Genomic DNA, 21,386 nt, shown 5'->3' with positions numbered 1-21,386 from the left:
CGGCGCGGCCGGCCACGCCGTCGGCTGGCCGTTCCCGGAGGGCGGCGCCGGCGCGATCGCGGCGGCGCTCGCGGCGGAGCTCCGGGCGCGCGGGGGCGAGCTCGCGACGTCGGCCGAGGTGCGCCGGCTCGAGGAGCTCCCGCCCGCGCGCGCGGTGCTGCTCGACCTCACGCCGCGGCAGGTGCTGCGCGTGGCCGGGGCGCGGCTCCCGGCGCGCTACGCCCGGCGCCTCGCCGCGTTCCGCTACGGCCCCGGCGCGTTCAAGGTGGACTGGGCGCTCGCCGGACCGATCCCGTGGCGGGCCGCGGCCTGCGCCGGCGCGGGGACGGTGCACCTCGGCGGCACGCTGGAGGAGATCGCCGCCGCCGAGGCGGCGGTGGACCGCGGCGAGGTGCCGGCGCGGCCGTACGTGCTCCTCGCGCAGCCCACGCGCTTCGACCCGTCGCGCGCGCCGCCCGGGCGCCACGTGGCGTGGGCGTACTGCCACGCGCCGCGCGGGTTCGAGGGCGACCTCACCGCCGCCGTGGAGGCGCAGGTGGAGCGCTTCGCGCCCGGGTTCCGCGAGCTCGTGCTGGCGCGCGCCGTGCGCGGCCCCTCGGCGCTGGAGCAGGACGACGCGAACCTGGTCGGCGGGGACGTGGGCGCCGGGGAGGCGTCGCTCGCCCAGCTCGTCGCCCGACCCGTGCTGTCCGCCGACCCGTGGTCCACCCCCGTGCCCGGGCTCTACCTCTGCTCCGCCTCCACCCCGCCCGGCGGCGGCGTCCACGGCATGTGCGGCTGGCACGCCGCCCGCGCCGCGCTGCGCCACCTCGGCCTCGCCCCCGACCCAGAGTCGTTCGCTCCCTGACCCAGAGTCATTCGGCGACCGCTCATCCCGCTGCGCTGATCCCGACCCAGAGTCATTTCGTGCGCCGACTGCGTGCGGTCGGCGGACCCGGGGTCGCCGTTCGGCCCCGTGAGGTCGCGGACTTGCGCGAGAGGGTCCGCGGCGCGGACGATCTCGCATCCCGCGCGATCAATGACTCTGGGTCGGGAAACGAGGGTCGGGAAACGAACGAGCGAGCGCAGCCGGAGCGGGGAGGAGCTCACGTCCGCGCGCGGCGCGGCCGGCGCGGCGCGCGCGCGGGCACGGCGCCCCGGAGCCCCTCCTGGAGCACCAGCCGGGCGGCCTGCTGCGCGTCATCCACGAACCCGGGTTGACCGGTGACCTGCGCGAGCACCGTGCAGCCCTCCAGGAGCACCTTCAGGGCCCGGGCCAGCCCGCGCGCGTCGGCGGCGCCCGCCTCGGCGGCGAGCCGCTCGATGTACTCGAGCGCGAGCCGCTTGTGCTCGGCCGCCGCGACGTGGACCGGGTCGTCGTGCGCGGCGAACTCGGCCGTGACGTTGATGAACGGGCAGCCGTAGAAGTCCTTCCCGCGAACCCAGTCGCGCACCACGTCGAAGAGCGCGTCGAGCCGGCCCGCCGGCGTGTCCGACGCCCGCTCCACCGCGGCCATGAACGCGTTGCGGAACCGCTCGTCCATCCGGCGCAGCGCTGCGAGCACCAGCTCGTCCTTCGAGCGGAAGTGCCGGTACAGGGTCATCTTGGCCACGCCTGCCTCGGCGAGGACCGTGTCGATCCCCACGGCGTGGCAGCCGTGCCGGTAGAACAGCGCTGCGGCGGTCTCGACCAGCTTCTCGCGCGGGGACATGGCTCGCTCCGGGCCGGGGCGCGCGCAGTATACCCACCCGTCGCGCCGTTTCACCCGTCTCGGCGGGTCAGCCGCACGAATCCGGGCTGGACGCGGTAGACAGATCTGTCTATACCGCGGCCCACCGGGTCCGCCCTCCCCCGCCGCGGTGGCGCGCGGGACCGCGGGCCCACTCCCGAGGATCCACACCGATGACCCCGCACCGTCCGCTCCCTCTCCTCGCCCTCGCCGCCCTGCTCGCGCTCGCCGCCGGGGCGCCGCTCACCGCGCGCGCCTCCGCCGCGCCCGGGAACGCCGACGCGCTCCGCGGCGTCACCAGCGGCAAGGGCCTGTTCCTCGTCGATCTCGCCGACGGGCCGAAGATCGCCATGTACCTGAAGCTCATCGCAGGCTCGCACGACGGGCTGCGCGCGCAGGGCGTGGCGCCGGACTTCAAGGTCGTCTTCATCGGCCCGACGGTCCGGTTCCTCACCGGCGTGGCGCCGGCGCCGGACCGCGCCGCGGATCGCGCCGCAGCCGCCGAGATCGCCGCCGCGGTGCGGGAGCTGAAGCGCCGCGGTGCGGCGCTGGAGGTCTGCGCGATCGCGACCAAGGTGTTCCAGGTGGAGGACGCGCGCCTCCTCCCCGAGCTCACCGTGGTGGCGGACGGCTTCGTCTCGCTCATCGGCTACCAGGCGCAGGGCTACCACCTGGTGCCGATCTACTGAGCGCGACCCCGCGGGCGGCCGCGGCTACGGCTCCTCCCGCCGCTGCGCCGCCTCGCGGGCGTGCCGCTCACCGCCGCGCGCGAAGGCGCGGCGGAACAGCCGGCCCAGCCGGGTCCGCCAGCCGTCCATGATCTCGTACACGGTCGGGATCACGAGCAGCGTGAGCAGCGTCGAGGTGATGACGCCGCCGATCACCGCGCGGCCGAGGGGCGCGCGGAAGTCGCCGCCCTCGCCGAGCCCGGAGGCGACGGGGATCATGCCGGCGATCACCGCCACGCTCGTCATCATGATCGGCCGGAGCCGGATCCCGCCGGCCTCGACGAGCGCGTCGCGGATCGACAGCCCGCGCTCCTCCCGCGCCCACTTCGCGAAGTCGATGAGCAGGATCGCGTTCTTCGCCACGATCCCGAACAGCAGAATCACGCCGATGAGGCTCATCAGGTTGATGGTGTCGCCGGTGACGAGCAGCGCCAGCACCACGCCGATGAGCGACAGCGGCAGCGAGAGCAGGATCGCGAGCGGATCGAGGAACGACCCGAACTGCAGCACCAGCACGAGGTACATGAGCATCACGGCGAGCAGCAGCGCCACGCCGATGCGCGTGAACACCTCGGCCTGGTCCGCCGACTCGCCGCCCTGCCGCAGCGTGTAGCCGGGCGGCAGCTTCACCTCGGCGGCGAGCCGCCGCTCGATGTCGTTCACCACCTCCGACAGCGAGCGGCCGGCCACGTTCCCCTGCACGCTCACCACGCGCTGCCGGTCGAGGTGCGAGATCTGCGCGGGGCCGAGCCCCTCGGTGATGCGCGCCACCTGGCCGACGGGCAGGATCCGCGGCGCGCCCTCCCGGCTCGGCAGGATGAGCGGCAGCTGCCGGAGGTCGGAGGCCCGCTCGCGCGCCTCGGGCGCGAGCCGCACCATCACCTTGCGCGTCTCGCCGGTCGGGTCCACCCAGTCGCCGGAGTCGAGCCCGGCGAACGCGATCCGGAGCGACTGCGCCACCTGGCCCACCGTGACGCCGAGGCGGCCGGCGAGGCCGCGGTCCACCTCGACCGCCAGCTCCGGCTTCTGCCCGCGGGTGGAGAGCCCCACGTCCACCGCGCCGGGCACGCCGGCCGCGACGGCCTTCACCTTCTCGGCGAGCTCGGTGAGCACCCGCGAGTCGGGGCCGCGCAGCTCGAGCTGGATCGACTTGAACGCGCCGCCGAAGCCGCTCGTGAACACCGAGATCTCCGCGCCGGCCACCCGCGACAGCTCGCGCCGCAGCACCGCGCCGAGCGCGTCCTGGGAGAGGTCGCGCTCGTGCTTGGGCGTGAGCCGCGCGTAGATGAGCGCCTGGTCCACGCCCGGCGCCTGGAGCGGGATGGGCGTGCCGATCGACGCGTACGTGTACGCGACCTCCGGGTGGCTGCGGAGGATGCGATCCGTCTCCTCCACCTTGCGCCGCGTGTACTCGATGGACGAGCCGGGCGGCGTCTGCACGATGAGGCTCACCTCGCTGCGGTCCGACACCGGCACGAAGCCGGCGCCGCCGAACGCGCCCTGCAGCGCGAACGAGCCGACCAGCGAGAGCGAGGCGAAGACCACCACCAGCCAGCGGTGGTCGAGCGCCCAGGCGACCACGCGCCGGTAGTTGCCGGCCTGCCGGTCGAACCAGCGGTTGAACGCGCCCAGCGCGCGCCCCACCGGCCCGCGCCGCTCGCCCTTCTCGACCTGCGGATCCGGCCAGTAGGCCGACATCATCGGGTCGAGCGAGAAGGAGACGAACAGCGACACCAGCACCGCCGCGGCGATGGTGAGCGCGAACGGCTTGAACCACTGGCCGGCCACCCCGTACATGAACGCGACCGGGACGAACACCGCCACGATCGAGAAGGTGGTGGCGGTGACGGCGAGGCCGATCTCGTCGGTCCCCTTGTGCGAGGCGGTGGTGTGGTCCTCGCCCAGCTCGATGTGGCGGACGATGTTCTCGCGCACCACGATGGCGTCGTCGATGAGGATGCCGATCGCGAGCGAGAGGCCCAGCAGCGACATGGTGTTGAGCGTGAAGCCGAACGCCCAGACGCTCACGAACGCCGCCAGCACCGACACCGGCAGCGCGAGCCCGGTGATCACGGTGGACCGCCAGGAGTTGAGGAACAGGAACACCACCAGCACGGTGAGGAGCGCGCCCTCGATCAGCGTCCGCTGCACGTCGTCCACCGACTGGCGCACGCGCGTCCCGGAGTCCTGGACGATGGCGAGCTTCGCCCCCTCCATGCGCGGCTCGAGCGCCCGCGCGCGCTCCTTCACCGCGTCCGCGACCGCCGTGGTGGAGTAGCCCTTGGTCTTCAGGACCTCGAGGCCGACCGCCTCGCCGGAGTTGAAGAGCGCGAGCGTGCGCGCCTCCTCGGCGCCGTCGAGCACCCTCGCCACCTGGCCCAGGCGGACCACCTGGCCGCCGCGGGTGGCGACCGCCACCTGCTCGAACTCCTCCGGCGTGGCGAGGCGGCCGGAGAGGCGGATGCTCTGCTCGCCGAGCGGCGTGTTGACGCGTCCCACCGGCGCGGCCAGGTTCTGCGCCTGCAGCGCGCCCACCACCTCGGCGGCCGACACGCTGGCGGCGGCCATCGCCTCGGGATCGAGCTGGACGGTGAGCTCGCGCTTCTGCCCGCCCACCAGCCGCACGTCGGCGACGCCCTGCACCGAGCGCAGGTCGCGCGTGACCACCTCGTCGGCGAGCCGCGTCAGCGCCGGCACCGGCAGCGACTTCGAGGTGAGCGTCAGGGTGACGATCGGCTCCTGCGACGGGTCGAACCGGACCAGCACCGGCTCCTCCATCTCGGTGGGCAGGTCCTGGCGCTTCGAGCTGATCGCGTCGCGGATGTCCTGGGTCGCCTCCATCAGGTTCTTCTCGAAGTCGAAGAACACGACGAACTGCGCGAGCCCGTCGGTGGCGGAGGCGGTGGTCTGCTTGCCGTCGATGCCGCTGATCGAGAAGATCGCGTCCTCGATGGGATCGATCACCTCGCGCTCGACCGTCTCGGGCGACGCGCCGGGGTAGACGATGGTGACCGCCACCACCGGCGGCTGGACGTCCGGGAACTCGTCGGTCTTGAGCGTGACGAGCGCGAGCAGCCCGAAGATCACGAGCGCCAGCATCACGGTGATGGTGACGATGGGCCGCTTGATGGCGAAGTCGGAGATGAACATGCGGAGCGCCCGGCCGGCTAGTTCGACGTCTGCGCGCGCGGATCCTCGACCACGCGGACCGGGGTGCCGTCGGCGAGCGCGCCGCGGGCCGAGCCGAGCACGAGCACGTCGCCCTGCTTCACGCCGGAGCGGAACCCCACCGCGCCGGCCACGTCGTCGCGGAGCGCGATCTCGACCGCGACCTTCTGCACCCTGCCGTCCTTCACCTTCATGACCGTCGGCGGCGTGGAGGTCGCGTCGACGGCGGCCACCGGCGCGGCCAGCGCGTCGCTCGCCTGGCTCGCCACCCGCCCCTGCGCGTAGAGCCCGGCGAGCAGCCGGCCGTCGTCGTTGGGCACGTCCACGTAGACGCGCACCTGGCCGGTGGTGGGATCGACGGCGGGGTTCACCCGCTCGATGTGCCCGTCGAAGCGGCGGCCGCCGAAGCCGGTCACCGAGAAGTCCACCGGCGCGCCGGGCGCGACCGCGCCCACGCTCGCCGCCGGCACCGAGCCCTCGAACTGGAGGCGGGAGGGGTCGATCACGGTGTAGAGCGCCGCGCCGGAGGACACCACGTCGCCGGACGAGACGCTCCGCTCGGACACCACGCCCGCGAACGGCGCGCGCACCGCCGTCTTGCCCGCCTGCTGCTCCGCCGCGGCGAGCCGGGCCTTCGCGTCCTCCACCTGCGCGCGCGCCGCCTCGAGCTGCGCGTCGGCGCGCTCGGCGTCCTGCTCGGCCATGGCGCCCTCGCGGGCCAGCGTGTGGGCGCGCCGCGCGCCGGACTCCGCCACGCGCAGCGCGTTCTGCGCCGAGGTCACCGCGGAGCGCGCCGCGCGCACCGCGTCCTGCAGCGCCGAGGCGTCGATCCGTGCGAGGAGCTGGCCCGCCTTCACCCGCTCGCCCGCCTCGACCCGGACCTCGGCCACCGCGCCGCCCACCTCGGCGCGCAGCGTGGCCGCGCGGCGGGCGTGCAGGGTCCCGGCCACCTCGGGACCGGACTGGAGCCGCCGCGACGACACCACCGCGACGTTCTCCGGCGCGAGCGCGACCGGCGGCTGCTCCTGCGCGGCCTCGGCGGTGCGGCCGCCGCCTCGCTTGCAGCCGGGGAGGGCGACGGCCGCGGCGAGCGCCAGCCCGAGCAGCCTGCATCCGCGTCGAGGTCCGGTGGCTCTCGGCATCGCGTTTTCCTTCCGACGACCTGCCGGGCGATCTCGGCCCGGAACGAGTTACGCTGCGGCCCTCGCGGGCGCTGGGCCCTGCTTGGGCTACCGCGCGGGGGCGAGCCGGGGACCGGGGCTACACCCGCGACGCCACTCCGTCCGGGGCGGCCCGCGCGGCGCGTCGGGCCAGCGCACCGGCGGTGCTACCTTCGCACCTGCGTCCACACACGCCTGGCCCAAGCCGCTCCACGCCGGAGGTGACCATGTCCCGCACCCGCCTGGCCGTCCTCGCGCTCGCCCTGTCCCCGCTGGCCCTGGGCGCCTGCAGCAACGGCGACGGCCTCTCCACCCCGGCCTCCGACGCCGTTCGTGCCCCGACCGCCTCGGGTTCACCCGGCGCGCAGGCCGCCGGCATGGATCCCCATTCCATGGCCGGAGGCAAGAAAATCCTCGGCGTGACCACCCGGAACCTGTACCTCGGGGCGGACCTCGGGCCGGTCATGGCCGCCGGGACCCCGGAGGCGTTCGTCGCGGCGACCACCGCGGTCTGGGCGACGGTACGGGCGAACGACTTCCACCTGCGCGCCGAGGCGATCGCGGACGAGCTCGCCGCCACCCGGCCCGGCCTGGTCGGCCTCCAGGAGGCGTACCTGTGGCGCGTGCAGGACCCGGGGGACTTCCTCGCGGGCGGCACGACCCCCGCCACCACCGTCGCGTACGACTACGTGCAGGACCTCCTCGACGCGCTCGCCGCGCGCGACCTCCACTACGTGGTCGCCGCCGAGGTGACGCTGTTCGACTTCGAGGCGCCGGTGGCGACGGGGCAGGACGTGCGCATGACCGACCGCGGCGTGATCCTGGCGCGGAGCGACGTCACCACCACGCTGCCCGCCGGCGGCGTGTACGCCACGCTCCTGCCGGTGAACGTGCTCGGCAACCCGGTGCAGGTGAAGCGGGGCTGGGTGTCGGTGGACGCGAAGTACCGAGGCGAGTGGCTGCGCTTCGTCTCGACGCACCTCGAGGCCTACCACGCCGGCGTGCGTACCGCGCAGGCGGCGGAGCTCGCCGCCGCCCTCGCCGCCGAGGCGCGGCCGGTGGTGCTGGTCGGCGATCTCAACTCCCAGCCCGGCACGGAGGGTGAAGCGGTGCTGGCCGGCGCCGGGTTCCGCGACGTGTGGGCGGCGGTGCACGGCGACGCGCCCGGGCTCACCTGCTGCTTCCCCGAGGACCTGCGCGTCGGCCCCGGCGACCCCGGGTTCGCCGACCTGTCCACGCGCATCGACTACGTGCTCGTGCGCGGGCCGGCGCAGCCGTGGAGCGCCGAGGTGGTGGGCGAGACCGCCGCGGAGCGGGTGGGCGGGCTGTGGCCGAGCGACCACGCCGGACTGGCGGCGGAGGTCCGCGTGACCGACGGGCGGCACGCGGGCGAGTGATCACCGCGGCCCGGGCTGCCGCCTCGGGCGCGTGCCCGCAGCGAGGCGCGGGTCGGCCGGCGCGGCGGCGCGGTCGCGCGCCATGGGCGCGTCGAGGAAGAGGACCACCCCGAAGCGCACGTCGAGCGGCGGCGCGTCCGCGGTGAGCCCGCGCTCGGCGGACGCGCGCAGCAGCACCCGCTGGCCGGCCGGCACGTCGGCGGTGAGGCCCAGCACCATGGGGCGGTCGTCGCCGCGCCACCCGGCGTACCCGCGCCACTCGGCGGAGAGCGCGACGCCGCTCGCGAGCCCGGCGCGCAGCGTCGCCCCGTAGTCGAGCGCGTCGTCCTGCCGGCCGTCCGCCACCTGCCAGGCGAGGAAGCCGAGCTTCGCGAGCGCGCGCAGCCGGACCGGCCCCGCCGCCCCGAGGTCCTTGCCGCCGAGCAGGTCGAACACGTAGCCCGGCGCGTTGGTGAAGCGGCGCGCGCCGCGGTCCTTGCCCGAGGTGGACTTCACCACCAGGCGCAGGCCCAGCGCCGGCCGCCACCCCCGCTCCTCCAGCACCAGGAACCGCGCGCCGGCGCGGAGGTCGCCCGGGGACGCGCCCGAGCGCACGCGGGCGCCGAGCCGTGCCTCCGTCGCGGCCGAGGTCCGGAACAGCTCGAACGGCGTGCCGTCCAGCTCCAGCGCCGCCACCTCGCGGAACGGCACCGTGAGGCGCACGTAGGGCGTCCCCGCGACGTCCTCCGAGCCGAGGCCCGCGAGCTGGGCGGTGGCGGACAGCTCCAGCTCGGTCCGGTCCCCGATCACGGGGTCCACGTTCCGGAGCGCCGGGAGCGCGTTGTAGCCCATCCGCCCGGGGACGAGGAGCGGGCCCGCGGCGGCCGCCCCCGCGGCGGCGCACATCACCGCCGTGGTCAGCGCTGCGAGCACGCGCGCGATCGCCGGCCAGATCACGGTTGAACTTGCGGCCGCGCGCGACCGGCGCGAAGGCCCCGCGCCCGCTGGCCCGGCGGTCGGGCCCGTCAGCCCGCCGACCCCACCCGCACGCCCGACCCAGAGTCGTTCGCGTCGCCCGCCGTCCTCGCCAGCACCGCTCCGAACCCGGAGTCGTTGGGGGCACCGATCCGGGGCTTCCCGGCGGGCGAACGACTCTGGGTCGGGCGGGAGGGCGCCGGTTCGGAGGTCGCCGGGCGGTACGTGAGGGTCCGCCAGAGGAAGAGCGGCACCCCGACCACGTAGCGGCGGAAGAGCCGGCGCGGCTCGAGCGCGAGGCGGAACAGCCACTCCAGGCGCACCGCGCGCACCGCCCGGGGGGCGCGGGCGACCCTCCCGCTCATGAAGTCGAACAGCGCCCCGACCCCGATCGCGACCCGGGCGCGGAGCGCCGGCGCGTTCGCCGCCAGCCACGCCTCCTGCCGCGGGTTGCCGAGCCCGACGAGCAGCAGGTCGGGCCGGGCCGCGTCGATGGCCCGGCGCGCCTGGTCGCCGGTGGTCTCGTGGCCGTCCAGGACGCCCACGACGGTCACCGGCGCATACGCGCGCTCGATCCGGCGCGCCGCCTCCTCCGCGCGCCCGGGGCGCGCCCCGTACAGGAAGACGCGCAGCGGCAGGCCGCGCCGGGCGCACTCGCCGAGCAGGCGAGGCACGAGGTCGGTGCCGGCGAAGTTGTACGGAAACGGCGCGCCGGTGCGGAGCCGCGCGTACACGTCCAGCCCGACCCCGTCGTTCAGCACCAGCGTCGCCGCGAGGATCGCCTCGCGCGCGGCGGGGCTCGCGCACGCGACGTTGAGCGTGTGCGCGTTCGCCAGGACGAGGGTCCCGCACCGGACCGGCGCCGGCGCGTCGAGGCGGCGGAAGAACCACTCGAGGAGGTCGGGCCACTCCAGGCGCGCGACCTTCACGCTCAGGCAATCGACGGCGGGGTAGGAAGGGTCTCGACCGGAGGGAGGGCGGGCGGCGGGGGCGGGCGGCGGCACCCCCGGCACGCTGGCCTGCCCGGCGGCGCCGCGCGACCCTGCGTTCGGGTCCGGCGTCCGCGAGGGTGGGGGCGCGTCGGATCGCGGGCGACCCGCGCCGGCGGCTCAGGCGCGGTGGAACGTCCGGTACCACGCCACGAACCGCCGCACGCCCTCCTCGATCGAGGTGGCGGGTCGGAACCCGACGTCCCGCTCGAGATCCGAGACGTCGGCGAACGTGGCCGGGACGTCCCCGGGCTGCATGGGGAGGAGCTCGCGGACCGCCTTCTTCCCGAGCGCCTCCTCCATCACCTCGATGAAGCGGAGCAGCTCGACCGGCTGGCTGTTGCCGATGTTGTAGAGGCGGTGCGGCGGCACCACGCCGGCCGCGGGTGGCCGGTCGAGGACGCGGATGACGCCCTCGACGATGTCGTCCACGTAGGTGAAGTCGCGCCGCATCTGCCCGTGGTTGAAGACCTGGATCGGCCGGCCCTCGAGGATGGCCCGGGCGAACAGCATGGGGGCCATGTCCGGGCGCCCCCACGGGCCGTACACGGTGAAGAAGCGCAGCCCGGTGGCGGGGATCGCGAACAGGTGGCTGTACGTGTACGCCATCAGCTCGTTCGCCTTCTTGGTGGCGGCGTACAGGCTGACGGGGTGATCGACGTTGTCGGTCACCGCGAACGGCACCTTGGTGTTGCCGCCGTAGACGGAGCTCGAGGACGCGTAGACCAGGTGGCGGACCGGGTGGTGGCGGCAGCCCTCGAGCACGTCGAGGAAGCCGGTCACGTTCGCGTCCACGTAGGCGTGCGGGTTCACGAGCGAGTAGCGGACGCCGGGCTGCGCGGCGAGGTGCACGACCGCGCCGAACCGGGCGCGCTCGAACAGGCGGGCCGTCGCGTCGCGATCGGCGAGGTCGAGCCGCTCGAAGGTGAAGCCGGGCCGGCCCGTCAGCTGCGCGAGGCGCGCCTCCTTCAGGCGGACGTCGTAGTACGGCACCATCGAGTCGACGCCGACCACCTCGTCGCCGCGGTCGAGCAGCGCCTTCGCGAGGTGGAATCCGATGAAGCCGGCGGCGCCGGTGACGAGGGTCGGGGGCATGGACGCTTCCTGTGGCAGTTCCGGACCCAGAGTAGTGCATTTCGGACCAGCGGTCCGTTCCGCGGACCACCGCACGCGGCGACCGCATGGTTTCGCCCGCGATCACGGGCGCGGGCGCACGGCACGCCGCCTGCCTTGGCCGCGGCCCATGACCGCCCCGCGTCAGGTCCTCCCGGGCGTCACCTACCTCGTGACGCGCCGCTGCTTCCAGCGCATGTTCCTGCTCCGCCCCTCGCCCGCGACGAACGCGATCTTCCTCTACGTGCTCGCCGTCGCGGCGCGGCGGTACGGCATCCTGGTGCACGCGTTTTGCGTGATGTCGAACCACTTCCACCTGGTCGTCACCGACGTGGACGCGCGCCTCCCCGAGTTCGAGCAGTATCTGAACGCGCTCGTCGCCCGCGCCGTGAACGCCTCGCTCGGCCGCTGGGAGTCGTTCTGGGCCCCGGGAAGCTACAGCGCCGTGGTGCTCGCGTCCCCGCAGGACGTGGTCGAGAAGGCCGCGTACGTCCTCACGAACCCGGTGAAGGCCGGGCTGGTCGCCTCCGCGCAGGCGTGGCCCGGGCTCTGGTCGGCGCCGGAGTCGATCGGCGCGGGCGCGCTGCGGGCGGCGCGGCCGGAACGGTTCTTCCGCCGGAGCGGCCCGATGCCCGAGGAAGCGCAGCTCGCGCTCGTGCCGCCGCCGGGGTTCGAGTCGGCGGAAGCGTTCCGCGCGCAGCTCGTGGACGCGATCGCGGCGCGCGAGCACGAGAGCGCGGATGCGCACGCGCGCAGCGGCACCGGGTTCCTCGGCGCGCGGCGGGTGCTCGCGCAGCGTCCCACGGGCCGCCCGCCGGTGCCCGCGCCGATGCGCGGCCTCCGCCCGCGGGTGGCGGCGCGGGATCCCTGGAAGCGCATCGAGGCGCTGGGGCGGCTGGCCGGGTTCCTGCGCGCCTACCGGGAGGCGTGGCGTGCCCGGCGCGCCGGGCGCGCCGACGCGGTCTTCCCCGCGGGCACGTACCTGCTGCGCGTCGCGCACGGCGTCCCGTGCGCCGGCGTCGGCTGAGCGCTGCCGCCGCCCAGGGCGCGCGGTCAGGCGCGAACGGCGGGGGCGGCGAAGAGGGACCGGCCGCAGGCGCGGTCGGAGCGGCCGATGTGCTCGTAGAGCCAGGTGGCGGCGCGGGCGTTCACGCGGACCGGGAGGCGCACGTTCATCCCGTCGCGCTCGAGCCCCTCTCCCGACGCGGCGAAGTCCGCGCTGGAGCGCGCGCGCGCGTTCCCGCCAGGTCGCGACGTCCAGGGAACCGTGCCCGCATCGGGCCCTCCTCGGCGGCGAAGACGGCCCCGCGCAGCACCCGAAACGAGACGGCCCGGCCCGCGCGTGGCGGACCGGGCCGTCTTCATCGCTGCTCCCGACGCGATGACTCTGGGTCGGGGGTCGGGGGGTCAGGCGCGGGGCTTGCCGTTCCCTCCGGCGGCGCCGGGGACCAGGTTCGCGGGGTTCATGGCCCTCGCGAGCTGCTCGTACAGCGCGTACTTCTCCCGGACGTCCTTCTGCGCCTGCTCCAGCATCTTCGCGAACGCCTGCGGGTTCGCCTGCTCCACCTGGCGGAACCGCGTCTCGCCCTCGGTGAAGCGCGCGAGGTCGATCTTCGGCGCGGCGCTGTCCAGCTTCAGCGGGCTGTCGCCGGCGGCGACGCGGCGCGGGTCGTACCGGAACAGCGGCCAGTACCCGGAGTCCACCGCCTTCTCCTGCTGCCCGAGCGCCTCGCTCATCTCGTACCCGTGCGCGATGCAGTGCGCGTACGCCACGATCACCGAGGTCCCCGTGTAGCTGTCCGCCTCCTTGAACGCGGCGATGGTCTGCGCGTCCTTCGCGCCCATCGCCACCCGCGCGACGTACGGGTGCCCGTAGCTCATGGCCAGCATGGCGAGATCCTTCTTGGGAAGGTTCTTGCCGGCCACCGCGAACTTCGCCGCCGCGCCCATCGGCGTCGCCTTCGACGCCTGGCCGCCGGTGTTCGAGTACACCTCGGTGTCGAGCACCAGGATGTTCACGTCCCGGCCCTGCGCGATGACGTGGTCCAGGCCGCCGTACCCGATGTCGTACGCCCACCCGTCGCCGCCGACGATCCACACGCTCTTGCGCACCAGGTAGTCCGCGATGCGGAGCAGCCAGCGCGCCTCGAGCCCGTCCATCATCTGCAGCTTCGCCTTCAGCTCGGCCACCCGGGCCCGCTGCTTCTCGATCCCGGTCTCGTCCGACTGGTCGGCCTTCAGCAGCTCGTCCACCAGCGCGTCGCCGAGCTTCGGCCCGAGCACGGCCAGCAGCTCGCGGGCCTGCTCGGCCTGCTTGTCGATCGCGAGGCGCATGCCGAAGCCGAACTCGGCGTTGTCCTCGAACAGCGAGTTCGCCCAGGCGGGCCCGCGCCCCTCGCAGTTCTGCGTGTACGGGGTGGTCGGGAGGTTGCCGCCGAAGATCGACGAGCACCCGGTGGCGTTCGCGATGACGGCGCGGTCGCCGTAGAGCTGGGTGAGGAGCTTCAGGTACGGGGTCTCGCCGCAGCCGGTGCAGGCGCCGGAGAACTCGAACAGCGGCTCGAGGAACTGCGTCCCCTTCACGTCCAGCTTCACCTTCTTGCGGTCCGCGTCGGGGATGGAGAGGAAGAACTCGAAGTTCGCCCGCTCCTTCTCCTTCAGCGGCATGGCGTCGGCCATGTTGATGGCCTTCTTGCCCTTCTCGGTCTTCGACTCCGCCGGGCAGATCTCGACGCACAGCGTGCAGCCGGTGCAGTCGTCGGGCGCCACCTGGAGCGAGTACTTCGCCCCCTTCACGTCGGCGCTCTTGTAGTCCATCGCGAGGAAGCCCTGCGGCGCGCCCCCCAGCACCTCGGGGCCGTAGAACTTCGGCCGGATGGCCGCGTGCGGGCAGATGAGCGCGCACTTGTTGCACTGGATGCAGAGGCTCGGCTCCCACACCGGGATCTCGAGCGCGATCGACCGCTTCTCCCACTTCGACGTGCCGGTGGGCCAGGTGCCGTCCACCGGGAACGCCGACACCGGGAGCTGGTCGCCCTTGCCCGCGAGCATGAGCGCGGTGACGCGCTTCACGAAGTCGGGCGCGGCCTCGGACACCGCCGGCGGGCGCGGCGCGCCGGTGGCGGCGCGGCCCTCGACGTTCACCTGGTACAGGTGCGCCAGGGTGTGGTCCACCGCGGCGAAGTTCTTCTGCACGACCTCGGCGCCCTTGCGCGCGTAGGTCTTCTCGATGGTCTTCTTGATGTGGCCGATGGCCTCGTCGCGCGGCAGCACGCCGGAGATCGCGAAGAAGCACGTCTGCATGATGGTGTTGATGCGCACCCCCATGCCCGTCTCGCGCGCGACCTTGTACGCGTCGATGACGTACAGCTTCAGCCCCTTCGAGAGGATCTGCTCCTGGACCTCGCGCGGCAGGTGGCCCCACACCTCGTCCGGCCCGTAGGGCGAGTTGAGGAGCAGGGTCGCGCCGGGCACCGCCATCTCCGCCATGTCGTACTTCTCGAGGAAGCCGAACTGGTGGCAGGCCACGAAGTTCGCCTTCTCGATGAGGTACGCGGAGTGGATGGGGCGCGGCCCGAAGCGCAGGTGGCTGATGGTCACCGACCCGGACTTCTTGGAGTCGTAGACGAAGTAGCCCTGCGCGAAGTTGGGCGTGTCCTCGCCGATGATCTTGATGGAGTTCTTGTTCGCGCCGACGGTGCCGTCCGCGCCCAGGCCGAAGAACAGCGCCCGGACCACGTCCTTGCCCTCGGTGTCGAAGGTCGGGTCGGTCTTGAGCGACAGGTGGGTGACGTCGTCGTTGATGCCCACCGTGAAGTGGCGCATCGGGCGCGCCTTCGACAGCTCGTCCAGCGCCGCCTTCACCTGGCCGGGCGTGAACTCCTTCGAGGAGAGGCCGTAGCGCCCGCCGATGACCGTGATCTGGTGGTGGAACCGGTCGATGTGCGCCTGCTCCGCCTCGCGCAGCGCCGTGACCACGTCCTGGTAGAGCGGCTCGCCGAGCGCGCCCGGCTCCTTGGTCCGGTCGAGCACGGCCAGCGCGTGCACGGTGCGCGGCAGCGCGGTCATGAACGCGCCCAGGTCGAAGGGCCGGTACAGGCGGACCTTGAGCAGGCCCACCTTCTCGCCGCGGGCGATGAGGTGCTCGACGGTCTCCTGCGCGGTCTCGCAGGCCGAGCCCATCGCCACCACCACGCGCTCCGCCTCGGGGTGACCGAAGTACTCGAACAGCTTGTACTTGCGGCCGGTGAGCTTGCCGAAGTGGTCCATCGCCGCCTGCACGTGCCCGGCGGCGTCGAGGTAGTACGGGTTGCAGGCCTCGCGCGCCTGGAAGAACGCGTCGGGGTTCTGCGCGCTGCCGCGGAGCGTGGGCCGGTCCGGGGTGAGGGCGCGGGCGCGGTGCGCCGCCACGAGCTCCTCCGGGATCATGGCGCGCAGGTCGTCGTCGGTGAGCTCCTCGATCTTCGCGACCTCGTGCGAGGTGCGGAACCCGTCGAAGAAGTGCAGGAACGGCACGCGCGAGAGCAGCGTGGCGCGGTGCGCGATGGCCGCCATGTCGTGGGCCTCCTGCACCGAGGCCGAGGAGAGCAGCCCGAAGCCGGTCTGGCGCACCGCCATGACGTCGGAGTGGTCGCCGAAGATCGACAGCGCGTGGGTCGCCACCGCGCGCGCGCTCACGTGCATGCAGAACGCGGTGAGCTCGCCCGCGATCTTGTACATGTTCGGGATCATGAGCAGCAGGCCCTGCGACGCCGTGAAGGTCGTCGTGAGCGAGCCCGCCTGCAGCGCGCCGTGGACCGCGCCCGCGGCGCCGCCCTCGGACTGCATCTCCGCCACGCTGGGCACCGTCCCCCAGACGTTCTTGCGGCCCTTCGCCGACCACTCGTCCGCCCACTCCCCCATGTTCGAGGACGGGGTGATCGGGTAGATGGCGATGACCTCGCTGACCCGGTGGGCCACCGAGGCGACGGCCTCGTTGCCGTCCATCGTCACCATTCGCCTGCTCGCCATTTTGCGTCCTCCGGTGAGGGCGCCACGGCCGCCACGGGCCGCGGCGCAAAGCTTGCGGAATTGACGAGAATCAAGGGGAGACGTGCAACCCCCGATCCTTCCTACGAGGCTGCGGCGCAACCGGATCGGAGCCGCGAAGTGTAGCAGATCGGCCCTCCGCCCTGACAACCCGCCGCAGCAGGACGCGCTTCCCGGGCGCGATTTCTGCGCGCAGGCGCGGGGTGCGCATTGAGTGGGATAGGCGGAACGGGTCATCCTCCGCGACCTATGGTGAGGAAGGTCGGGACGAGCCGGATCGTCCGCGAGATCGGCCGCGGCGGCATGGGCGTGGTGTACGAGGCGTTCCAGGAAGGCCTGGAGCGGCCCGTCGCCGTGAAGGCGCTCGACCAGAAGCTCGTCCGCTCGAACGAGGTGGTCGAGCGCTTCCGGCGCGAGGGGCGCGCCTACGCGCAGCTCCGCCACGAGGCCATCGTGGCGGTGCACGACCTGGTGGAGAAGGACGACCAGCTCTACCTCGTGACCGACCTCGTGGACGGCGCCGACCTCGCCCGCGTGCTGGCGCAGGGCGGCGCGCTGCCGGCCGACTGCGTGGCGGTGATCGGCGCGCGCCTCGCCGAGGCGCTCGACTACGTGCACTGGAGCGGCCTGCTGCACCGCGACGTGAAGCCGGCGAACGTGATGATCTCCCGGCTCGGCGAGGTGAAGCTGATGGACTTCGGCATCGCCAAGGGCGCCGAGGACCCGTCGCTCACGCGCGTGGGCATGCTGGTGGGCAGCCCGTCGTACATGGCGCCGGAGGTGCTCGCCGGCGACGAGGGCGGGCCCGCCGCGGACGTGTGGGCGCTCGGCGTGACGCTCTACGAGCTGGTCTGCGGGGAGAAGCCGTTCCGCGGCGCGAACGCGGACGAGCTGTTCCGGCTGGTGCGGCGCGGGCGCTTCCGCAAGGTCCGCTCGCTCGCCCCCGGCTGCCCGGCGCGCGTCGCCGCCGCCATCGAGCGCTGCCTGGCGCGCGCGCCGGAGCGGCGCTGGAAGAGCGCCGGCGCGCTGGCGCGCCACCTCGACGCGTTCGCGGCGAAGAAGCTCGCGAAGCTCCACCCCCGCGCGCGCCTGGTGGCGCTGCTCGCGAACCGCGGCTTCGCCACCGAGGAGGTGGCGCTCTCGCGCATGGACGTGGCCACGCTGAACGCCACCCGCCTCGCCGACGAGAAGGGCACCGCCACGGTGGCCGAGTTCCCGGTGCGCCGCCGCCGCCGCGCCACCGCGCTGCAGGCCGCGCTCGCGCTCGCCGCCGCGGCCGCGGTGTGGCTCGCGCCGCTCGCCCTCCCCTGACCCGCGCACCCCCCGCGCGGCCGCGCGAACGGCTCCCCGGCCGCCCCGGCTTCGCCTACGATGCGCGCCGCCGTGCGCACCCGCATCGTCGCCACCTACCTCGCCGTCGCCGCGCTGTGGGGCTCGACCTGGATGGCCATCCGGATCGGCCTCGAGGACCTGCCGCCGCTCCGGTTCGCGGGCGTGCGGATGGCGGTCGCGGCGCTGGTGCTCGCGCCGTTCGCGCTGCGCGGCGGCGCCTGGCGCGAGGTGGTGGGGCCGGCGCGGGCGCAGCTCGCGCTCGTGGCCGTGCTGCAGATCGCGCTCCCCTACGGCCTCATGTTCGTGGCGCAGCAGTGGGTCCCGTCCGGCCTCGCCGCGGTGCTGTTCGCGTCGTTCCCGGTCTGGATCGCGCTCCTCGCGCGCGCCCTCGTCCCCGGCGAGTCGCTCACGCCGGCGCGCCTCGCCTCGGCGCTGCTCGGGATCGCGGGCGTGGCCGTGCTGCAGCTCCCGCACCTCGGCGACCTGGAGGGCTCGGGCCGGCTCCTGCTGGGCGGCGCGCTGGTGGTGCTCTCCTCGATGATCGTGGCGCTCGCGAACGTGCTGGTGCGCCGCCACCTCGCCGCGGTCTCGCCGCTCGCCATGACCGCCGGGCAGACCGCCGTCGGCTCGGTGCTGCTGCTCGCCGCGGCCGCGCTGCTGGAGCACGGGCGCCCGGCCGCGTTCACCCCGAGCGCGGTGGCGGCGCTGGCGTGGCTGGCGGTGTTCGGCACCGCGCTCACCTACGTGGGCCTCTACTGGCTGGTGCCGCGCGTCCCCATGGCCGCGATCGGCGCGCTGCCGCTGCTCGACACCACCGTGGCGGTGACGCTGGGCGCGCTCGTGCTCCACGAGCCGGTGGGCTGGAACCTGGCGCTGGGCGGCGGGATGGTGCTCGCCGCCGCGGCGCTCACCATCCCGCGCCGCCGGTGAGCGGTGCGCGCCGGCCGGCGCACACGCCGCACCCCCTCGCTTGACGACCGTCACGGCGCGGCGCGCCGGACGAGGCGCACGGTGGCCGGACACCGCCCCGGAGCCGTCCACGGAGCCGCCCATGCCCCCGCGCCTCGTCCCGCACCTCGCCCTCGCCGCCGCGGTCGCGCTGTCCCTCGCCGCCGGCTGCGACCGAGCCCGCGTCGCCGAGGGCGACGCGACGGAGCGGTGCCTCCGCTGCCACGGCGGCGACGGCAGCGCCGCCCCGCCGCGCTCGGCGCGCGGGGCGACCGCCACCACCGATCGCGGCGTGGGAGCCCACCGGGCCCACCTCGCCGGCGGGCGGATCGCCGGGCCGGTCCGGTGCGAGGCGTGCCACGTCGTGCCGACGGATCTCGCGCACGTGGACGGCGTCGCGGGCGTGGCGTTCGGTGAGGAGGCCCGCCGCGGCGGCGCGGCCCCAGCGTGGGAGCCGGACGCGGCGGGCGGGCCGCGCTGCGCCGGGACGTACTGCCACGGCGCCACGCTCGCCGCCGGCGGCGCCGCGACCGCGCCGGTGTGGACGCAGGTGGACGGCGCGCAGGTCGGCTGCGACGGCTGCCACGGCGCCCCGCCCGGCGGCGCCGGCCACCCGCAGGGCGAGCTCGCCGGGCAGTGCGCGCTCTGCCACCCCGACACGGTGCTCGCCTCCGGCGCCATCGACGTCGCGGGGGGCCACCACCTCGACGGCCGGGTGGACGTGGCCGGCGGCGCCTGCGGCGGCTGCCACGGCGCGCCGCCCGCGACCGGGGCGCACGCGCTCCACGCGACCGTGCCCGCCGGCGCCTCCCCGACCTACGGCGCGCTCACCGTGCTCGAGGACCTGTCGCCGGCCGGCGGCCCGGCCCACGCGTTCGGCTGCGGCCAGTGCCACCCGCTCGACGCGGCCCGGCACATGGACGGCCGGGTGGACGTGGTGCTCGCGCCGGACGGCGCGCCGGCCGGCACGCTGAAGGCGCGCAACGCCGCGGGCGCGGGCTACGACGCCGCGAGCGGCTCCTGCGCCGGCGTCTACTGCCACTCGAGCGGCCAGGAGGCGCCGGCCTACGCGGACGCGCCGGCGTGGACCGCGGCGCCGGGCGCGCTCGGCTGCGCCGGGTGCCACGGCAACCCGCCCGCCTACGCCACCGGCGGGCCCGCCGCGGCGGACGCGAACGGGCACCTGGGCCTCTCCACCGACGGCTACGAGTGGGGCCACTTCGGCGGCCTCCCCGGCCCGTGGCACACCTCGAAGCACGGCGGCGGCTGGTCGCCCGAGGAGGACGCCGCGCCCATCACCTGCCAGTCGTGCCACGCCGAGACCACCGCCGGCGCCGGCCCCTCCGGCTTCTACTGGCTCGACACCACCGGCACCTACGCGCTACCGGGCGGCCTGCTCGGCTACGGCTGCTCGTCCGCGGCCTGCCACGGCGGCGCCGCGCCGTCGGGCCGGGGCGCGGTGGCGCCGCTCCGGCACGTGAACGGCCGGCGCGACGTGGCGTTCGACGCGCGCGCCGCGCTGCCGGAGCTCCCCTGGCTCCCGGCGGCCCCGGACCGGCCCACGCGGCCGTACTGGGTGACCCACGCGTCGCCCGGCTCGATCGTGTTCCCCGATCCGGCCATCCCGGACGCGGTGATGGAGGGCACGACGCTGTCGCTGCACCTCGGCAGCGCGCGCTACGACCCGGCCACGAAGACCTGCTCGAGCGTCGCCTGCCACCTCCAGCAGGCGCAGGTGACCTGGGGCGCCCCGCACACGGGCTGGGGCACCTGCGGCACCTGCCACGGGTTCTGAGCCGGGCCCGCCCGGCGGCGTCCACGGCGGCGCACCTGCGCGGAGCTTGCGGCCGCCCCGGCCCGGCCGAACGTTCCTGGGCCGAGCGGTCGGCTGCACGGACCGCTCCGGAGGCCGCCGCACCGATGCTCCGACGGGCGCTGTCGCTCTGCTCCGGCCTCCTCGGCCGCCGTCCCGCGGCGGGGGACGGGTTCCGCGACGAGCTCGCGTTCTGGGATCGCCAGCTCTCCGGCCTCGGCGCGTACGCGGAGGACGTCCGGCGGCGCTCCACCCCTTCGCTCATGCCGCTCGTCTACCCGCACTACCTCGAGCCGCTGCTCGAGGAGGTGCGGGCCCGGACCGGCGCGCCGCCGCGGGTCCTCGACGCCGGCTCGGGGCCGCTCTCGATGTGGGCCGACGGCGCGGAGCACCAGCGGATCGCGCTCACCTGCTCCGACGCGCTGGCGGACGCGTACCGCGGGCTGCTCGCGCGCCACGGCCTCCGCCCGCGCTACCCGCTCGTGCAGTGCGCCGGCGAGGCGCTCTCGGCGCGCTTCGGCGAGGCCGCCTTCGACGTCGCCTGGATGCACAACGCGCTCGACCACACCCAGGACCCGGGCGCGGTGGTGCGCGAGCTCGTCCGCGTGCTCGCGCCCGGCGGGTACCTGGTCGTGCAGGGGTGGTGCCGCGAGGGCACCGCCGAGCGGTTCATCGGGCTCCACCGGCACGACCTGTGGGTCGAGCCGCCGGGCCGCCTGATGCTGCGGACGCTCTCGGACGACGGGCGGCGGCTGTCCGGGCCGGTCGCGCCGTGCGACGGGCTCGGCCTCGAGCTCCTCGAGGCGTCGGCGCCCTCGCGGACGCCGCGCACCTGGATGAAGCTGGTGTGGCGGAAGCCCGCCGCGGGCTACGCCTCGACCGCCACCCGCGGCGCGTCGGCCCAGAGCCCCTCGAGATCGTAGAAGCCGCGGGCCTCGCGGCCCATCACGTGGGCGACGACGTCGCCGTAGTCCACCAGGATCCAGCGCCCGCCCTGGTAGCCCTCCACGCCGACCTTGGTGACGCCCTGCGCCTTCATGGTCTGCT

Annotated in this window: 16 protein-coding genes and 1 pseudogene; 8 read left to right on the top strand and 9 right to left on the bottom strand. The window is 74.9% G+C overall.

Annotation, left to right across the window (positions count from 1 at the left end; translation table 11 throughout):
• A pseudogene (locus PSR1_RS11350) lies at positions 1–847 on the top strand (NAD(P)/FAD-dependent oxidoreductase); the annotation flags it as partial.
• 238 nt (positions 848–1,085) lie between these two features.
• On the opposite strand, the gene PSR1_RS11345 reads toward PSR1_RS11350, so the two are convergent.
• Positions 1,086–1,691 (bottom strand): TetR/AcrR family transcriptional regulator, encoded by a 606-nt coding sequence (locus PSR1_RS11345; RefSeq protein WP_059437687.1) that lies wholly within the window; start codon positions 1,689–1,691, stop codon positions 1,086–1,088.
• A 191-nt stretch (positions 1,692–1,882) separates the two neighbouring features.
• Between PSR1_RS11345 and PSR1_RS11340 the strand changes: the two genes are divergently transcribed.
• Positions 1,883–2,398: a DsrE family protein gene (locus PSR1_RS11340; protein ID WP_059437686.1), complete on the top strand. Its 516-nt coding sequence runs from the start codon at positions 1,883–1,885 to the stop codon at positions 2,396–2,398.
• Between the two features lie 24 nt (positions 2,399–2,422).
• Here PSR1_RS11340 and PSR1_RS11335 read toward each other — a convergent pair whose 3' ends face one another.
• Together PSR1_RS11335 and PSR1_RS11330 are read right to left on the bottom strand one after the other, a co-directional pair.
• Positions 2,423–5,587, bottom strand: a complete 3,165-nt coding sequence (locus PSR1_RS11335) for an efflux RND transporter permease subunit (protein ID WP_059437685.1) — start codon at positions 5,585–5,587, stop codon at positions 2,423–2,425.
• Between the two features lie 17 nt (positions 5,588–5,604).
• Positions 5,605–6,747, bottom strand: a complete 1,143-nt coding sequence (locus PSR1_RS11330) for an efflux RND transporter periplasmic adaptor subunit (RefSeq protein ID WP_059437684.1) — start codon at positions 6,745–6,747, stop codon at positions 5,605–5,607.
• A 245-nt stretch (positions 6,748–6,992) separates the two neighbouring features.
• On the opposite strand from PSR1_RS11330, the gene PSR1_RS11325 reads away from it, so the two are divergent.
• Entirely contained in the window at positions 6,993–8,162 is a 1,170-nt protein-coding gene (locus PSR1_RS11325; RefSeq protein ID WP_059437683.1) for an endonuclease/exonuclease/phosphatase family protein, read from the top strand.
• Here the strand turns inward: PSR1_RS11325 and PSR1_RS11320 are convergent, their stop codons facing one another.
• The 3 genes from PSR1_RS11320 to PSR1_RS11310 all read right to left on the bottom strand — a co-directional run bounded on the left by PSR1_RS11320 (position 8,163) and on the right by PSR1_RS11310 (position 11,200).
• Positions 8,163–9,098: a hypothetical protein gene (locus tag PSR1_RS11320; RefSeq protein WP_237757922.1), complete on the bottom strand. Its 936-nt coding sequence runs from the start codon at positions 9,096–9,098 to the stop codon at positions 8,163–8,165.
• A gap of 68 nt (positions 9,099–9,166) precedes the next feature.
• A complete protein-coding gene (locus PSR1_RS11315) occupies positions 9,167–10,045 on the bottom strand; it encodes a WecB/TagA/CpsF family glycosyltransferase (protein WP_059437682.1) in 879 nt (292 codons plus the stop codon).
• Between the two features lie 180 nt (positions 10,046–10,225).
• A complete protein-coding gene (locus tag PSR1_RS11310) occupies positions 10,226–11,200 on the bottom strand; it encodes an NAD-dependent epimerase (RefSeq protein WP_059437681.1) in 975 nt (324 codons plus the stop codon).
• Positions 11,201–11,348: 148 nt separating this feature from the next.
• Here PSR1_RS11310 and PSR1_RS11305 point away from each other — a divergent pair, with 148 nt between their 5' ends.
• A complete protein-coding gene (locus PSR1_RS11305; RefSeq protein ID WP_059437680.1) occupies positions 11,349–12,245 on the top strand; it encodes a transposase in 897 nt (298 codons plus the stop codon).
• Positions 12,246–12,271: 26 nt separating this feature from the next.
• Here PSR1_RS11305 and PSR1_RS24850 read toward each other — a convergent pair whose 3' ends face one another.
• Both PSR1_RS24850 and nifJ read right to left on the bottom strand, forming a co-directional pair.
• Entirely contained in the window at positions 12,272–12,394 is a 123-nt protein-coding gene (locus tag PSR1_RS24850; protein WP_272946351.1) for a hypothetical protein, read from the bottom strand.
• A 231-nt stretch (positions 12,395–12,625) separates the two neighbouring features.
• Complete coding sequence (gene nifJ, locus PSR1_RS11300; RefSeq protein WP_059437679.1) at positions 12,626–16,228, bottom strand: pyruvate:ferredoxin (flavodoxin) oxidoreductase; 3,603 nt, start codon at positions 16,226–16,228, stop codon at positions 12,626–12,628.
• Between the two features lie 267 nt (positions 16,229–16,495).
• Between nifJ and PSR1_RS11295 the strand changes: the two genes are divergently transcribed.
• The 4 genes from PSR1_RS11295 (at position 16,496) to PSR1_RS11280 (ending at position 21,262) form a co-directional block, all read left to right on the top strand.
• Positions 16,496–17,557, top strand: a complete 1,062-nt coding sequence (locus tag PSR1_RS11295; RefSeq protein ID WP_059437678.1) for a serine/threonine-protein kinase — start codon at positions 16,496–16,498, stop codon at positions 17,555–17,557.
• A 72-nt stretch (positions 17,558–17,629) separates the two neighbouring features.
• Positions 17,630–18,508 carry a DMT family transporter gene (locus PSR1_RS11290; protein WP_237757921.1) on the top strand — a complete coding sequence of 293 codons (879 nt, stop codon included), beginning with the start codon at positions 17,630–17,632 and terminating at the stop codon, positions 18,506–18,508.
• Between the two features lie 121 nt (positions 18,509–18,629).
• On the top strand, positions 18,630–20,321 hold the full coding sequence (locus PSR1_RS11285) for a CxxxxCH/CxxCH domain-containing protein (protein ID WP_059437676.1): 1,692 nt from the start codon (positions 18,630–18,632) through the stop codon (positions 20,319–20,321).
• Between the two features lie 125 nt (positions 20,322–20,446).
• Positions 20,447–21,262 carry a class I SAM-dependent methyltransferase gene (locus PSR1_RS11280; protein WP_059437675.1) on the top strand — a complete coding sequence of 272 codons (816 nt, stop codon included), beginning with the start codon at positions 20,447–20,449 and terminating at the stop codon, positions 21,260–21,262.
• Here the strand turns inward: PSR1_RS11280 and PSR1_RS11275 are convergent.
• Entirely contained in the window at positions 21,208–21,378 is a 171-nt protein-coding gene (locus PSR1_RS11275) for an RsfS/YbeB/iojap family protein (RefSeq protein WP_082100224.1), read from the bottom strand. The genes PSR1_RS11280 and PSR1_RS11275 overlap by 55 nt on opposite strands.
• Between the last annotated feature and the right edge of the window lie 8 nt (positions 21,379–21,386).

This window comes from Anaeromyxobacter sp. PSR-1 (assembly GCF_000964525.1).
In the GTDB taxonomy this organism is placed as follows: Bacteria; Myxococcota; Myxococcia; order Myxococcales; family Anaeromyxobacteraceae; genus Anaeromyxobacter.
Note: the sequence above shows the minus strand (reverse complement) of the source record. Positions and strands in the feature narration are given on the sequence as shown.